The sequence below is a fragment of the Nitrospira japonica genome (assembly GCF_900169565.1).
Taxonomy (GTDB): Bacteria; Nitrospirota; Nitrospiria; order Nitrospirales; family Nitrospiraceae; genus Nitrospira_C; species Nitrospira_C japonica_A.
Genome location: NZ_LT828648.1, coordinates 2,010,334 through 2,024,734, shown reverse-complemented (window position 1 = coordinate 2,024,734; position 14,401 = coordinate 2,010,334). Strand labels below are relative to the sequence as shown.

Annotated in this window: 15 protein-coding genes and 1 pseudogene; 7 read left to right on the top strand and 9 right to left on the bottom strand. The window is 58.9% G+C overall.

Going from position 1 to position 14,401, the window contains the following annotated elements; translation table 11 throughout:
* Positions 1 to 15 precede the first annotated feature (15 nt).
* Positions 16 to 621, top strand: coding sequence for a Tll0287-like domain-containing protein (locus tag NSJP_RS09750; RefSeq protein ID WP_080886719.1), 606 nt, complete (start codon positions 16 to 18; stop codon positions 619 to 621).
* Entirely contained in the window at positions 618 to 1,832 is a 1,215-nt protein-coding gene (locus NSJP_RS09745; RefSeq protein ID WP_080886718.1) for a metal-dependent hydrolase family protein, read from the top strand. The genes NSJP_RS09750 and NSJP_RS09745 overlap by 4 nt, the downstream gene beginning before the upstream one ends.
* 479 nt (positions 1,833 to 2,311) lie before the next feature.
* On the opposite strand, the pseudogene NSJP_RS20115 reads toward NSJP_RS09745, so the two are convergent.
* A pseudogene (locus tag NSJP_RS20115) lies at positions 2,312 to 2,518 on the bottom strand (DnaJ domain-containing protein); the annotation flags it as partial.
* Between the two features lie 209 nt (positions 2,519 to 2,727).
* Here NSJP_RS20115 and NSJP_RS09735 point away from each other — a divergent pair.
* A complete protein-coding gene (locus NSJP_RS09735) occupies positions 2,728 to 3,408 on the top strand; it encodes a DUF6573 family protein (protein ID WP_080886716.1) in 681 nt (226 codons plus the stop codon).
* A 307-nt stretch (positions 3,409 to 3,715) separates the two neighbouring features.
* A complete protein-coding gene (locus tag NSJP_RS09730; RefSeq protein WP_080886715.1) occupies positions 3,716 to 4,321 on the top strand; it encodes a hypothetical protein in 606 nt (201 codons plus the stop codon).
* Here the strand turns inward: NSJP_RS09730 and NSJP_RS09725 are convergent.
* Together NSJP_RS09725 and NSJP_RS09720 are read right to left on the bottom strand one after the other, a co-directional pair.
* Positions 4,316 to 5,701, bottom strand: coding sequence for a CCA tRNA nucleotidyltransferase (locus NSJP_RS09725; protein WP_080886714.1), 1,386 nt, complete (start codon positions 5,699 to 5,701; stop codon positions 4,316 to 4,318). The two genes, NSJP_RS09730 and NSJP_RS09725, sit on opposite strands and share 6 nt — an antisense overlap.
* A 1-nt stretch (position 5,702) precedes the next feature.
* On the bottom strand, positions 5,703 to 6,245 hold the full coding sequence (locus NSJP_RS09720) for a hypothetical protein (RefSeq protein ID WP_080886713.1): 543 nt from the start codon (positions 6,243 to 6,245) through the stop codon (positions 5,703 to 5,705).
* A 338-nt stretch (positions 6,246 to 6,583) separates the two neighbouring features.
* Here NSJP_RS09720 and NSJP_RS09715 point away from each other — a divergent pair, with 338 nt between their 5' ends.
* Complete coding sequence (locus tag NSJP_RS09715) at positions 6,584 to 6,976, top strand: hypothetical protein (protein WP_080886712.1); 393 nt, start codon at positions 6,584 to 6,586, stop codon at positions 6,974 to 6,976.
* 224 nt (positions 6,977 to 7,200) lie between these two features.
* Here NSJP_RS09715 and NSJP_RS09710 read toward each other — a convergent pair whose 3' ends face one another.
* On the bottom strand, positions 7,201 to 7,707 hold the full coding sequence (locus NSJP_RS09710) for a hypothetical protein (RefSeq protein ID WP_155970045.1): 507 nt from the start codon (positions 7,705 to 7,707) through the stop codon (positions 7,201 to 7,203).
* Between the two features lie 203 nt (positions 7,708 to 7,910).
* Here NSJP_RS09710 and NSJP_RS09705 point away from each other — a divergent pair, with 203 nt between their 5' ends.
* Positions 7,911 to 8,555: a sulfite oxidase-like oxidoreductase gene (locus tag NSJP_RS09705; RefSeq protein WP_080886710.1), complete on the top strand. Its 645-nt coding sequence runs from the start codon at positions 7,911 to 7,913 to the stop codon at positions 8,553 to 8,555.
* Positions 8,556 to 8,590: 35 nt separating this feature from the next.
* Here NSJP_RS09705 and NSJP_RS09700 read toward each other — a convergent pair whose 3' ends face one another.
* From NSJP_RS09700 to NSJP_RS09690, 3 genes are all read right to left on the bottom strand, one after another.
* Complete coding sequence (locus tag NSJP_RS09700) at positions 8,591 to 8,920, bottom strand: YdbL family protein (protein WP_080886709.1); 330 nt, start codon at positions 8,918 to 8,920, stop codon at positions 8,591 to 8,593.
* Positions 8,921 to 8,942: 22 nt separating this feature from the next.
* Entirely contained in the window at positions 8,943 to 9,101 is a 159-nt protein-coding gene (locus NSJP_RS09695) for a YnbE family lipoprotein (protein ID WP_407938655.1), read from the bottom strand.
* A 66-nt stretch (positions 9,102 to 9,167) separates the two neighbouring features.
* Complete coding sequence (locus NSJP_RS09690) at positions 9,168 to 11,954, bottom strand: YdbH domain-containing protein (RefSeq protein ID WP_080886707.1); 2,787 nt, start codon at positions 11,952 to 11,954, stop codon at positions 9,168 to 9,170.
* 48 nt (positions 11,955 to 12,002) lie between these two features.
* On the opposite strand from NSJP_RS09690, the gene NSJP_RS09685 reads away from it, so the two are divergent.
* Positions 12,003 to 13,208, top strand: coding sequence for a dipeptide epimerase (locus tag NSJP_RS09685; RefSeq protein ID WP_231989529.1), 1,206 nt, complete (start codon positions 12,003 to 12,005; stop codon positions 13,206 to 13,208).
* A 57-nt stretch (positions 13,209 to 13,265) separates the two neighbouring features.
* Here the strand turns inward: NSJP_RS09685 and NSJP_RS09680 are convergent, their stop codons facing one another.
* Positions 13,266 to 13,700, bottom strand: coding sequence for a type IV pilin protein (locus NSJP_RS09680; protein WP_172834263.1), 435 nt, complete (start codon positions 13,698 to 13,700; stop codon positions 13,266 to 13,268).
* A gap of 16 nt (positions 13,701 to 13,716) precedes the next feature.
* Positions 13,717 to 14,346 carry a methyl-accepting chemotaxis protein gene (locus NSJP_RS09675; RefSeq protein ID WP_080886705.1) on the bottom strand — a complete coding sequence of 210 codons (630 nt, stop codon included), beginning with the start codon at positions 14,344 to 14,346 and terminating at the stop codon, positions 13,717 to 13,719.
* Positions 14,347 to 14,401: the final 55 nt, after the last annotated feature.

Below are 14,401 nucleotides of genomic sequence, written 5' to 3'. Positions count from 1 at the left end.
GGAGGTTCACTATCCATGTCGGACAACAAACCCTTGTTGTGGGTACTCGGCGGCGGAGCCTTCGCGTTCGTTGCCGTGACCGCCTACTGGATTTTCGCTCTGACGCTGGCAAACCACATGAAATCCGATCTGGTCCCCCCGGACAAGGCCTCTTCGTACATTCACGCGCTGATCGAAGCCAACCGGAAGAACTATACGGAAAATGTCGTCAACAAGTTGCATGCCGCCGGCATCGCAGAAGCGATCGAGCACTGGAAGGATGAGCGAGGCGTCCCGCTGCCCGCACAGTTTTTGCTCGAGACCGGCCGGCTGGTGGCACAAAAGGACCTCAAATTCTCGTTCCGGCTCGCCAGCCTGACACCGATCTATGCCTGGAACGGGGCCAACACCGACTTCGAACGGCGGGGGCTCGACGCGGTGGCGAAAGACCCCGAGAAACCGTTCCAGGGATTCGTCAAACTGGAGGGCGGCAGGTTTTACCAATCCATCTACCCGGATTATGCCGTCAATCAATCTTGCGTCACGTGCCACAACCAACATCCCAACAGCCCGCGACGCGACTTCAAGGTGGGCGACGTCATGGGCGGCATCATCATCACCCTGCCGATCGACGCACCATGACCCGGGTCCTGGCTATCCGCTCCGCCCGAGTCATCGATGGAACCGGACGCGTGTGGGAGAATGCAACCGTGATCGTTCGCGGCGACCGGATCGCGGCCGTTGGCGGCCAGCGGGACCTGTCCGTTCCTCGTGGGGCCCGCATCGTCGACGGGCGCGGATTGACGCTGCTGCCGGGGATGATCGACTGTCACGTCCATTTGTGTCTCGGCAGCGAGGCAGACGTCGTGGCGGCAGTCGAGCAGGAAAGTCCGTCGCTCACGTTGCTCAAGGCGGCGCACCGCGCCCGGCAGACGATCGACGCAGGCATCACGACCGTCCGCGACGTGGGATCCCGGGACCACTCGATTTTTGCCTTGCAACGGGCCATTGACGCAGGAATTCTCCCGGGCCCTCGAATCGTGGGATCCGGACTCGCGATCTGCATGATCGGAGGTCACGCCCGCTTCATCGGCAGAGAGGTCGAGGGAGAAGCCCAAGTACGAACCGTCGCCAGGGAACAGCTGGCCGCAGGAGCCGGAGTCATCAAAGTCATTGCATCCGGCGGCGTCCTGACCCCCGGCACGTCGCCTGATGTCGCGCAAATGACCGTCCGAGAACTGGCGGCTGCCGTCGCGGTGGCGGGGGAAGCCGGAAAGAAAGTGGCGGCCCATGCCCACGGCGCGTCCGGCATGAAGAACGCCATCAGGGCCGGCGTCCATTCGATCGAGCATGCCACGCTGCTCGACGACGAAACGGTCGGACTCATGCGGGAACACGGCGTCTTCGCCGTCCCGACCCTGTCTGCGCTGGCAACAACCGCCGCATGCCGCCGTGGTTGCGGAATTCCGGATAGCGTGCTGGAGAAGGCCAGAGGGATGACCAAGCGGCACCAGCGGAGCTTCGCGCAGGCCTACCGGAGCGGTGTCCGCATCGCCATGGGGACGGATGCCGGCACGCCGTTCAATTTTCATGGAGAAAACGCCCAGGAATTGGAACGCATGGTGGCATTGGGTATGACCGCCATGAACGCGATCCTCTCGGCGACCGCGGAGGCCGCCGAACTCGTGGGGCTACAGAACACCCTCGGAACGATTCAACCGAAACGGCAGGCTGATCTTCTGTTGGTGGACGGCAACCCGCTCAAACGGATCGGGGTGCTGTGCGAACCGGACCGGATCGTCGGCGTGATGAAGGCTGGGCGATTCGTTTCCGGTCCATTGGCTCAGGCCTGATCTCCGCAACGCGAACACCCGACCGACTGCATATGACCCACGCAAGCGGCTCACCGGCGTTCATAGAATAATTCCAGCGCGGCGGCAAAGCCGTGAATGCGCCCTTTGCGAATCATCGCGCCCAACCCTTTGCGGAGTGCGCGCATGCCCGGCTCGTCGTTTTTCCCGACCACCCCTTGCGAGACCATCATCTGCGCGGCCACCTCGACCAGGCGATCCGCACGGCCGGCCATTTCGTCGGTGATGAACTCTTCCAGAGTTTCCGCCGCGCGGGCATGGATAATCGTTTCCTTGAATGAATCATATCCCTGATCCGCAACCGTTCGCTCGCGGATGACGGCGAGCTCATCCTTGATTCGGCGGACGTTTTTCATGAGGACCGCGAAGAGCTCCTTCCGACCCTCGTCGAAGAGCTTCTTTTCCATCTCGTCCAGAATGACGGCCGTGTCGACGACGTCGTCCCTGGTTTCATCGCCCCAATGCAGCCGGTCATAGCTCCGCCGTTTTTCAGGGTCGCCGACTATTTCGTAGGCGGCATTGATCTCCCGGATCCTGGCCTCGGCGGTGCGGCTGTTGGGATTCCGGTCCGGATGGTGCTCGAACACGAGTTTCCGATAGGCCTTCTTGATGGCCTCATCCGATGCCTCGCGGCTGACGCCCAGGACTCTGTAGTAGTCGATACGCATCGTGTCCGACTATAGCAGGATGGGGAAAATCTCTTCCAGCAGTCCGACTATATATCTGGACCCCTCGATCGAACACGTAGCGCCGCACCCGTAGCGAAGGGATCCGTCACCGGGACCGACTGAAATCTCATAGAACTCGGATCGCCACGCCGGAATTGCTCGGTTTCTGTCACTTGACTTCTCGCGCAGCGTGCTTAATTCTTTAGGACATGGACACACCAGCTATCGGCGAACTCCTGACACACGATGAAAAGAAGGCGGCGGAGGCGGCATTTGCCCGTCGTCCGTTCAATCCCAAATGGTCGGCCAAGGCGCGCGCCGTTTATGACGGGCTTGTAAAGGCATTGCCCCCGACGGCCGATACAACGGACGACCTTATACATGATCCCGTTTCGGCGACGGATTCCGGCGCCCTGCACCATGCACCGGATGCCGGATCTGAATCTTCCGAGCCGGATCCGTCCCAACACCATGAATCGTCCCCCAAACTCGAAGCTTCCGTCTTGCCTGGAGGGATTCCTTTTGCACAGGCGTTGGAAACGGGCGCGCTCATCGACGTGACCCCTGCGGCCAAACAGTTGGGATTTTCCTTTTCGGTCAATTTGACACGCACGCTGTGGAACACCGGCATCGCGCCCAACGAGGCCATGCCCCAGGAGGAGCAGGCGGCACGGTTGCGGGACGTGCTCATGGCATTGCGGCTGCGCCTGGCCACTCACGCGACCATTTCTCCTTTGATCGATTTTCCCGCACTCTTGACGATTCCTCCCAATACCGTGCCACAGCCGGTTCCGCTGTTCGCACTGCTTCAGGCGAACGGCGATGACGGAACGATGGTCACCGTTCTGCTGCCGAATGAAGTCTCGACGAGCATTATTCCGATGAACTGAACTCCGGTCCATTCACTCCCGCACGTCGAATGCGGCGCCAGGTATTGCGCCGAGGCGAACGAGTCGCGGGGAACCCATACTCCAAGATGTCCACGAAACAGTACGTTCACGCCGCATGGGCTAAGATCATCCCATGCGGCGTCAGAAACACGTGGATAGATCCTAATCGCCCAATCTAGAGACGTATGCGGGACTCGGAGTCCGACCGCTGCAGTGCCCGTTGCAGCGAACCGCATCGGGGTGTAAGTTAAACTCCTATTATGCAGCGCTCGACTGAGCATTGGGGACACCAAAGAGGGGGCGGCCGATGACGTCCAGCTTAAAGGTTCCTGTCTCTCATATTTGGAAGGCACTGAGTCTCTCCCTGCTCACGTTCACACTCGCGTCAGGGTGTCATCATCAGCCGTTCGATCCCACACCTGTCGTTCCCGCAAGTTCCACTCTCCCCTATTCGGCCAAAGTAAAGGTCAGCGAAGTCGGAACCTTTGAGGTCGAACCGGGAGCGAGCATGGGTGCGGACCCACAACTGCAGAGCCGCGTGAGCCGCACAATCCCCCCGTTGTTGTCCACGAATGACCCGACCGACTGGGAACGTGCGACCGTCAAGTATCTGACGACGAGAAAAACCTTCCGCAGTGTCGTGCAGGAAGGGACGGCGGACTTGGACCTCACCCTCCGCATCAACATGTATGTGGACCCCAGCGTGGGTTCCGGCTTCAGTCAGATTTATCTCGCTGTGATGGATGCCACACTCAGCGATCCTCGAACGGGCCGGTCCTTGATGAAGTACTCCGGATTCGGAAAGATGCCCGGGGATGAGAAAGACAAGGGAGCGATGGAGCGGGCTCTTCATGCTGCGCTTCGCGACGTGTTCAGCAAGATGGAAAGCGACAAACGGCTGCTGACGCTATAACGGCGACTGACGGCGCTTGCCGGCCTCCAGCACCATACGGGAGGCCAACTTCCGCTCTTCGGCTGCGCTCCGTACCTTCCCGTCGATCCGGGCCTCCAACAGACGATCCAGGATGATCTTAAATTGAGGACCAGGTTTGAGGCCGAGCGTTGCGAGGTCATGCCCATCAACGGTGATTCGGAGATGACGATCTCTTCGGAGATAGCGATTGAGACGTCGTTTTACCCGGTCCGCCGCTTTACTGCGTCTCAATACCCGGGCCTTGGCAGCCACTAGCACGAACGCCTCGTCCGGCACCGGGGCCAAGCTGCGGTATACCTCAGAGGGCAGAATCCGTTCACGAGACAGCTCTACCAAGAGACGAGCCGTTCGATCCTCTGCGTACGACAAAGCAACCGCCTGGGCCGAAGAGAGTTGCAGACGCTGCGCAACCGCCCGGATCACGGACGGACCGGACTGAGAAAGGAGCGCCATCAGGCGAAGCATCGGTATGTCCGCGGGTCGCTTCCCTGTTTGACCCTCCCACCACGCCAGTGCCGCGGAGAGAGAATCCATCACCCGCCTGACCGCCTTTCCATATCGAAGCGTAGGATGAAGGAATCGAAGAAGTTTCAGCCGGTCCAACTGTTCCATCGATCGGCTCGGTCGATGCTCACCCAGCAGGAGAAAGATTTCGTTTCGAAGGCGAGGGCCGGATAGACGCGCCACGAAATCCGTTGAAGCCGCCTCGGCGAGGAGACGGCCGGTCTTGGACTCGATGGTGAAGCCGAATCGTTCCGCAAATCGGATGGCACGGAAAATACGGGTCGGATCATCCTGGAAACTTCCCTCGTGAAGAATCCGGATTCTCTTGGCGCTGAGATCCCGAACGCCTTCGAATGGATCCTCCAATCGACCGAACGTCAGAGCATTCAACTTGATCGCCATCGCGTTGATCGTAAAATCTCGGCGGTACAAGTCTTCCTGCAAGGATGCCGGCTCAACCGCCGGCAGCGCGGCTGCGTGAACGTAGGATTCACGGCGGGTGGAGGCGACGTCCAACTTCAATCCGCTCGGCATCCGCAGGCGGGCGGTCGCGAATTTGTCAAAGACTGTCGCGGCGGTACGATATCGCCGGCACATACGGCGGGCGAAGGCGATGCCGTCGCCTTCGACGGCCAGATCGAGATCCAAATTATTGCGATTCAACAGCAGGTCTCGAACCACTCCCCCCACCAGATACAACGCCACACCCTGTTTGTCCGCCATCCGCCCGAGACCGCGCAGCAAGGTACGATGCCCGCGCGAGAGCTTCATGAGAAGACTGGCAGGATATGCCGGATTCGGTTGTCGGCGGGCCGGATGACGGCGCATCACACTGGCCTTCCGAATAGAGTTCATGCTACTTGGTGGCGGCTCCCCGCTTTGGCGTGCCGTCCCGTTTGTCGGTCAAATCCGGCTGCTGCCCACCAGGCTTGACCACCCCGGCCGTCGCCTCTTTCTTGGCATCCGCCCGCATCTGCTGTCGACCTTGCTGCGCCCCAACCACGACCTGTACGAGATCGATACCGAACTCGTTCGCCATGGCCCCCCAGTTGGCCCTGTTGCTCCGTCGATCATTCACTTTTGAAAGTGCGGCCTCAACCGAGGGGAACTGTTTGGCATCCTGTTTGGCCACTTCCTGCGCGAAGGCGAGTCGAATACCGATTTCTCCCCATCCGACCTTGGCTTGACGCAACTGCTCGACGACGTCCTTCTCCACATGGAATTGCCGGGCCATGGCTTCGGCATGATTTGCCGGATTCCTCCCCGCCGCATCTTCATCGATCTCCTGCTGGGTCACTTGAATCTTCACATCGTCCGAGACAGGGGGTAGAAGCTGCGCGGCCACGGGACCGGATCCCAACAGACTCACGCCCATAAACAACCACGTCGCACCACGCATAACTCGACCTCCTCCTCAAAGATTGGAAAGATCCGATCACAACCGAAGGCTTACATACAAGTTCCCACATAGCTCTTGGATTCGTGGCCGAACCGGCCGTGACTCGTTTACATGCTCTGCCGACGCGGGGGTCCCATGCCCTCTGGGTCAAACCGGTCATATTTGCACAGTTTCATGCCGTTTTTTCTCTGAGACACCACTCAACTCGAGAAGCCGGCACCGATCCGCCGGCAAAAGTCTTTGTATTTCCAATGCGGACGACTGAGTGTGAGCCCGGGCACGTGCTTTGCTGAACCCGTACCTTTGTGCTGAATAATCATTGCCTTAAGGAGGCTTCCATGATCAAGACAAAGAAGACGATCCTGTTTTCGATATTGACAGCCACGGTGGCCGTGACCTTCCTTGCCGCAGGAACGGTCTCTGCCAAGAATTCCAAGAAGTCGCAATCTTACTCCTCGGCCGCGGCAGCGGCCTCCTCGATGGGAGCAGTCCCGCAAACACAGGATGCCCCAAAGGCCGGGCGGCATGATGAAAAGCCGGGCCCTGCCTGGAAGACGATCGGGGGAACCGTGCAGCACATCGAAGGCAACGCCTATACCGTTGAAGATTATGAAGGCAACCAGGTCAAACTCTATGTCGGACAGGGGACAAAACAGATCAAGCAAAAGAAGGTGGGAGACACGGTCCGCGCCGAGATCACACGAGGTAACTTCGCCAATTCGATTCAATAGCTCCCTGCAGAATTTATCCACTCACCCGCACGCCAGGAAAGGAGGCCGATCCCATCTGGGATCGGCCTCTTCATTTTTTCTCGTTCTTTTCGATGCGGCCATCGCATCGTTGTCATACGATACGGATTAGCAGGGGATTCACGATGGACCACGACTGAGAACGGCACAGAGCGGTCACTCGACTGGGAACGAATAAACGGTGTGGTCCGGTTTAGGCCTAGGACCTAACGAGGCTGGAAATCACGTTCCATGTCCAATCGGCCGAATGCTCGTTCGACTGGATCGACATGACCATCCCGATTGCGGTCTAGTTCGAAAAAGTGGTCGCGCGTGATATCCGGCGTCTGGGCAATCGGCATTCCTGCGGTACGGTGATTCAAACGAGGGTCATATCGCTGGAGAGTCTCCAGCAGGCCATAACCCGCCAAATCCCGCTGGGACGGTTGACTCATGAGTGTGGCTTTCGATGTCCTGGTCACCTCGGCACGAGGCAGCGTCTTGCTGCGACGCGACGAGGAACTTCCTATGGCGTGCTTGTGCCGCTGAGTTGCCTGGGCTTTCCTATCGCCAACGGATAGGCGCTTTGATGGGTCCCTTGAGAATGCACCCTGCTTTGTTGACGGTTTCTCCATGGATTTTTTCCCGGCTCCCACCACCGCAGGGGAGACCTGTTCCGTCATCTCCTTCATTCCCGCCCTGATTGAGCCGACGAGCACGCCGGTGAGCATCATGACACATACACATGCACCAACCGATTGTTGAAGGCGCCGGAACATGAAGCCTCGTAGGGTAAGAATCCTTTCAAGTGTAGCAGGCCGACATAATCTCCTTACATCATCAATGGTTAGGATATCGGGCGTCTACGGTCATCCTTTCCGACAGACTTGTCAGCACCTGGCCGATTCCCTTACCCTATGCAGGCGGAGGCTTGAATATGGACGACACGAATCGATTGACGCAAAAGAAAGAGCAGTGGGCGAAAGCCCGCCGTGGCGGAGAGGAACGGGAGGTCTTTCATGAGGGCAACGACCGGCTTCCTCCCGGGCAGCACCTGGTTGAAACCTTCCCGGTTCTTGATCTCGGTTTCAAACCGGATATCCCTCACAGTGAATGGACGTTGTCGCTGGGAGGATTTGTGACCACCCCTGTCATCTGGACATGGGAACAGTTCCAGGCACAACCTCGGTTCAGGGATGTCTCCGATTTCCATTGCGTGACCAGCTGGAGCCGTTACGACAACGAGTGGGAAGGAGTCAGTTTCAAACACATCCTGTCCGTGGTCGCGCCGTTATCGCTGGCTAAATTCGTCCTATTCAAATCTTACGACGACTACACCACCAATCTTCCCTTGGAAGCCTGTAACGATGATGACGTGCTTCTGGCCTCCAAGTGGAATGGCGCTCCATTGACTCGTGAGCATGGCGGCCCCGTACGGGTCATCGTCCCGAAACGATATGCCTGGAAAGGGGCGAAGTGGGTCAAAGAGATTACGTTTTTGGACAAGGACGAGAAGGGATTCTGGGAGGTCCGGGGCTATTCCAACACTGCGTTGCCCTGGCTCAATGATCGGTACGCTTGAAGTCACACATGCTTGGAGCGATGCGATAGCCGGAGCTATTTTTTCACCCATCCGCCGGGACCTTCCACATAGTTGCCCGGGTGGGTATTCTGAATCGCCTTTTCTCCCGCCAACGCCTCCACCGCATCCAATGGCGTCTTGTTCCTCTTGGCAATCTCGTCATAGGCCTGACGCCGCTTCTTGTTCACGTCATTGACGAGGACCTGCACGTCCTGCCCTGAGGGAGTGACGACTCCCAGATAGCCGTTGGCTTTCTCTCCAACCAATCCCTTGGCCTTGGCTTCTTCCAGCGATGTAGCCAATACCGTCGAGACGGGCCAAAGCCCGCATAACGCGACGACGACAATTATCCCGATCTTTCGCATCGAATCCCCCGCACTTCAATCTTCAAAAAAGCCCGCTGTCGCTCGACAACACACGATCCAACTCTTTGTCCACCTTTACACGGATCTCATGATCGATCTTGACGTTCAAATTGATCGTAATCGGCTTTTCAGGAGCCGCCACCTCGACTCTGGGAGTACAGCCGGATGCGCAGACCATCATGCCGATGAGGGCCCAGCGAACAGCGGCTGAATGTCGTGTACGGGAATTCGTCGTCATATCCCTACCCTATGGCCGGACAAGCCGATTTTCGACCGAAGTCTCGATATCCTGGACGAGCCTGAGGCTTTTTAATAGTGCCGGCACGCTTTCCTGCACCGTCAAATTGAAGTGAATCGGCGGCGACTGTCTCATATCGGGATTTCGTCCTTCGAGCCGTGCCTTGAGGTGCAGGATCCCGTCTTCTCCATATTGGGAATCAACTTGTAGCACATTGTAGTGGAAGTTGTTGAGTGCCTGGAGAACCAATTTCATGCTGGCATTGGCGTCCGTCAGCGCCGTGCTGGTTTCGGAGGAGGCATGATACCGGATGATGCCGCCGGGCGGCCGGGATTCGAACAGACCGTCCTTGACGGTGATACCGCTGGGCGCCACGCTCACTGGAATAGTTCCGTCCAGCAGGCCGGTCCCTTCCAGCCCTTTTTGTTGTTCCAGGGTCAGAACCTTCGCCAGATCTACGGCTCGCGCCAGCACGGTGACCGCATAGGGAGGACGGGACAGATCCGCACGGACGCCCTGACTCGTCATGGTCCCCCCCAAGATCTCCCACCGCGCATCACGGACTTCAACGACAAGAGACTTCTCCTGGAGATTCGATTCACCGTGAACAGTGAAGGACATGTTCGTAGCTTCCACCCCGCGGTTGAGCGAGGCGATTTCAACTTTCGCGGGCTGCGATGTCACCACTTTAACGGGTGGCACTGCAACAAAATCCAGGGTCGTGCGTAGCCCGGCGAACGCGAACTCACGATAGTGTCCGCGAAGGTTCTCCAGCTCGATCACCGCCGTACCGGACTTGATGGCGACGGGATCTGACGGACCCCCATCCCATGTCAATTCCGCAGTCGCCGTCGCCTTGCCTCCCTCTACATCGACCGGATAAGGCCAACCACTCCATAGTCTCCGGAGCCTCACTTTGTCCCGATCGAAAACGATCGGACCGATCTTGCCTCGCGCCTGTCCCTTGTGTGTCGCAAGGATATACTCGGCCTCTGCATCCGCCGTGGCGACATGGTCCGGGGTATCGACCCGGATGTCGGCCTTGACCGCAACTTCGTCTGCCATTACCCGAACGGTAAGATCGGCCGGAATGCTTCGAGCACCCTGCCGCGCTATGGTGACCCCTTGCACGACCGCCGTTCCCCTTCCCTTCCACTTGGTCAAGTATGCTCCGCCTGCCTCCTCCAGTCTGAGCATGACGTGCTGAAGCGTCACCTCCCCATCGGTCCGGTGAAGCACAGGGAGACGCATCGTCAAGGTTGCCGGAGAGATGGTCCATTCTCCTGTCGCGGGGACAAATCGGAACATAGGGGTATCGGTCAGCGTCATCGAACCGCGATCCAGGCTGACCGCTCCCCGACGAAACTTAACGGCCGTCACGGAGGATGACGGCAGGAAAGAGCCGTGGATTTCGGCATTGCGCACGGAAAAGCGCCCGTCCACATTCCCCGTGATTTTTTGAGCGGACAACCCTTCGCTGAGCGATCGAGGAAGATCTCCGGCGACATCGAAGGTGCCTTCCGCCGATTCGAGTTGGCTGCCACGGAACGTGAGGAGGGCGATCGACATTTCCGCATGTGAAGCGTCCTGCGCGGAATCCATCGACAGCGTCAATGGACCTTGCACCCGAAGGCTTGGAGGCGAGCCGGCGGCCCGAAGTTCGCCGCTCACTCCTCTCTTACTCTCGATCCGGAATGTTTGGGCACCGGCGGGCAAAAACTTGCGATATGCGGCAAGCCAGGCCACCTTTCGTGAGTCAATGTCGGCCGTTGCGATCGTGCCCGGCTGAATCGTCCAGCGCAATTGCCCGGGATTTCCGGAAAACGTCCCGGTCACGCCCGCTGTCAGTTTTCGGGCCACCCCTGAAAGGGCTGGAAGCTTCACGACCATCTGCATAGTCCCGTTCACCTGCGTGCCGGAATCGTGCCAGACGGACGCCAGCGCCGCAGCCGTAGAGGCGGTTCCGACCCAATTAGCCTGGATTCGTCCCGTCGTCTCACGCCATTCGGATCCGGCAGGTAATACCAGCGCAAGAAACGGTGCCAAGGCCTGCACATTCACATCGATGATTCCGCGGAGCTGCGCATGGGCTTCGCCGACTATTGTCTCCGATCGCCAACTGATGATCGGCACGGAAGACGCGCCGATTGCCGCAAATTGAACGGACATGATGCCCGTAGTGAGATCGGACACGCGAAGCTCATAGGCTTGCGTATCGTTTCCCTGCGCCGTGATGGTCGCGAGCAATCCTTCTCCCCGTTGACGGACCGACCCGGCTACCTTTAACTGCCTGAATGGCCCCGTCGCCTGCTGGCGGGTGATTTCCAATCGTCCGAGCTGCAGATGGCTCCAGGGAAGAATCGGAATGCCCCTGACCAGATCGCTGACCGTGACCACGTTGAACAGTGCAAGAAACTGTTCCTGCGCGCGACGATCATCCCCATCAGGCACAGGGGAAGCCGAAGACGGGACAGCCGTCAATTCCATGCGCACGTCCGGCAGCGTCACTTCATCGAACCGTCCCGCCAGCAGGCCGGAAAGGCTGTATCTGATTATCGTTTCCTTCGACTCGATGATCAGTGCCTCATCCCGAAGCAGTTGCTTCAGCCGCACATCGGGGATCGAGATGAGCCCCCATTCCGGCAATGCGATCCGGACTGTCGCTTCTTCAAATCCGGCGTGATGCAGCCACCGTTCGAGCAGGTGGGACACGGACGGCGGCACGAGCAGCCACGCCGCCGCCGCCAGCCCGAAGAGGGCTATTCCTATCGTTACAGCCGTCAGTCCCTTCCTCATACCATGCTCATCTGCTCACGATCGACGTGTGTTCTCGACCAGGGAAGGATGGAAGTCAAGTCCGTGGCTCCCGAGTCGCCGCACAACCGGCTGACTTCCTCGGTGCATCCCGGTAACATGACGCCTACGCACGTATACCACATGCCGACCGAAAGCATCGCAATTCACAGGGTGGAATTCTGGCCGATCGATGTGCCGATGACGGATCCCTTCGTCGTCGCGACGGGAGTCCGGCTCACGGCGGAAAATATCTTCGTGCGGGTCACCCTGTCGAACGGCCTACAGGGTTATGGAGAAGCAGCCCCCTTTCCCGAAGTCGGGGGAGAGACTCGCGATTCGTGTCTGAGCGCGTTGCGACGACTCGCCGAGCACGTCATCACGAAACGAGTCGACCGATTCGTCCACCTTGCGGGCATCCTCAAGGACGATCAGCCTTATCAACCGGCCGCACGGTGCGGCTTGGAAACCGCCATGGTCGATGCCTACTGTCGATCCCTGGAGATCCCCATGTGGAAACTCTGGGGAGGCGCCGACGTTCGAATGCGAGAAAGCGATATCACCATACCGATCTGCGACTTGGCGAAAACCATCGACCTCGGACGCTATTGGTACGGCAGAGGGTTCCGCCTCTTCAAAATGAAGGTCGGCAAGGACGTGGAGGAAGACATCAGGCGCGTGGAGGCACTCCACCGGATATTGGGTGGAATCGCGTTCATCGGCGACGGCAACCAGGGATTCTCACGCCACGAGTGTTCGGCTTTCGTCAAAGGAGTGCAACGATTCGGAGGCGCACTGACCTTGCTGGAGCAACCGCTCCCGCGCAACGATCTCGAGGGACTCGCGGCCATTCGACGCGATACCGGCATCCCCGTTGCGGCGGATGAATCGGTCCGGTCTCTCGCCGATGCGCATCGTGTCGTATTGAATCACGCCGCGGACTTCATTAATATCAAGATCATGAAAACAGGCCTCGTCGAGGCTCAAGAAATCGCGGCCTACACTCTTTCTTCCGGACTGCGGCTGATGGCGGGAGGAATGCTGGAAACGAGAGTCGCGATGGGCTGTTCCTTCGGTCTCGTGCTGGGAATCAAGGGATTCGAGGTGCTTGATCTCGATACGCCGCTGCTTCTGGCAAACGACCCCGTCACGGGTGGATATCGCTACGAGGACGCCCGGCTCGCCCCGTGGCTCGGCCCTGGCCTGGACCTCTCGGTGCCGCCTAGTTCAACTGCGGCCGTCATCGAACGCGGGTAGACTTACTTGTTCGCCGGTTCAGGCGCGACAGACGCCTTTGGATTTGCGACGGTTTTCTCAATCGGTATTACTGCTTTGGCCGGACGGAGGGGCCCCGCCGCCCGATGAAATCTTGTCCGGTGCATACTGAACGACCGAAAAGGTCTGTCCTCCGGAACCGGACAAGGGCACGGCCAAGGCACGGAAGGCTCCATTCCCCGATTCACCGGCGACTTGGACGGACAAAGAATAGTACTTGAGAGGCTGAAACGGCTTGAATCCCAATTCGTCGACATCGGCCGTGTACGTTCCGGTCGAGGCATAGTGGATCTGTTCGAGACGATGGATTTCCGAAAGCGCGATTTCCGCCTCCACCGACTTGGCTTTGGCGATGAACCGGGAATAGGACGTCACACCTATCGCGATCAACAGCGACACGATGGCCAGCACCGTCATTAACTCCGTCAGCGTAAATCCTCCGCTGGCCGTGAATGATCGCCTCTCGATATCCATGGAGTGCAAACCGTTCCTACCGGCGGGTGAAGCGAAACTTTCGGAGTGCCTCGCGCATCTTGGCAAAGGCGTCCCCCGCCTCATCGAGTCCTTGCAGGGCCTTCTGCGGCGAACCGGGATGGGTTTCAAGTGCCGAGCGAACCTGGCCCAAGGCTTTTTCTGCCCGTGCCTGCTCTCTCGCAAAGGTCATCAAGGAGGTTTCGATCGCCTGTATCCCCTCGTTGATCGACTTCTCGAGTGCATCGAGTCGATCGACCTGTCGAAACCTCAGGCGGGTCGCCAGATCCCCCTCCGCCCACCGGACGATGCTCTGCTCCAGGACCTGGAGCGGACCGGCCACCCGCTTGGTCAGTACCAGGCTGAAGATCGCCGCCCCCAGGAACAGGACAGGAACCGCCACCCATACCGTTTCACTGAGCGACAGGAGCTGCAGTGCCGCTTCCTGACGGTCCGCCAAAGAGCCGCCCGTATACAATGTCACGAGGGGTTGCAGGTGCGGACCGAAAAACGCAAGAGTGAAAAACAAGGCGGAGTAGAGGAAGAGCAACACACCGATCCACAAAACATAGCCCTGCTGCATTCCGTGCGGAATCTGTTTGGAAGGATTACCGGCTGGCTGCGACTCCGCCACGGTCAGTGTGGTCATCTTCCCTCCTTGGAGCGGACGGACGCCTCGTTTTCATGTTCCGACCGCTTCTCCA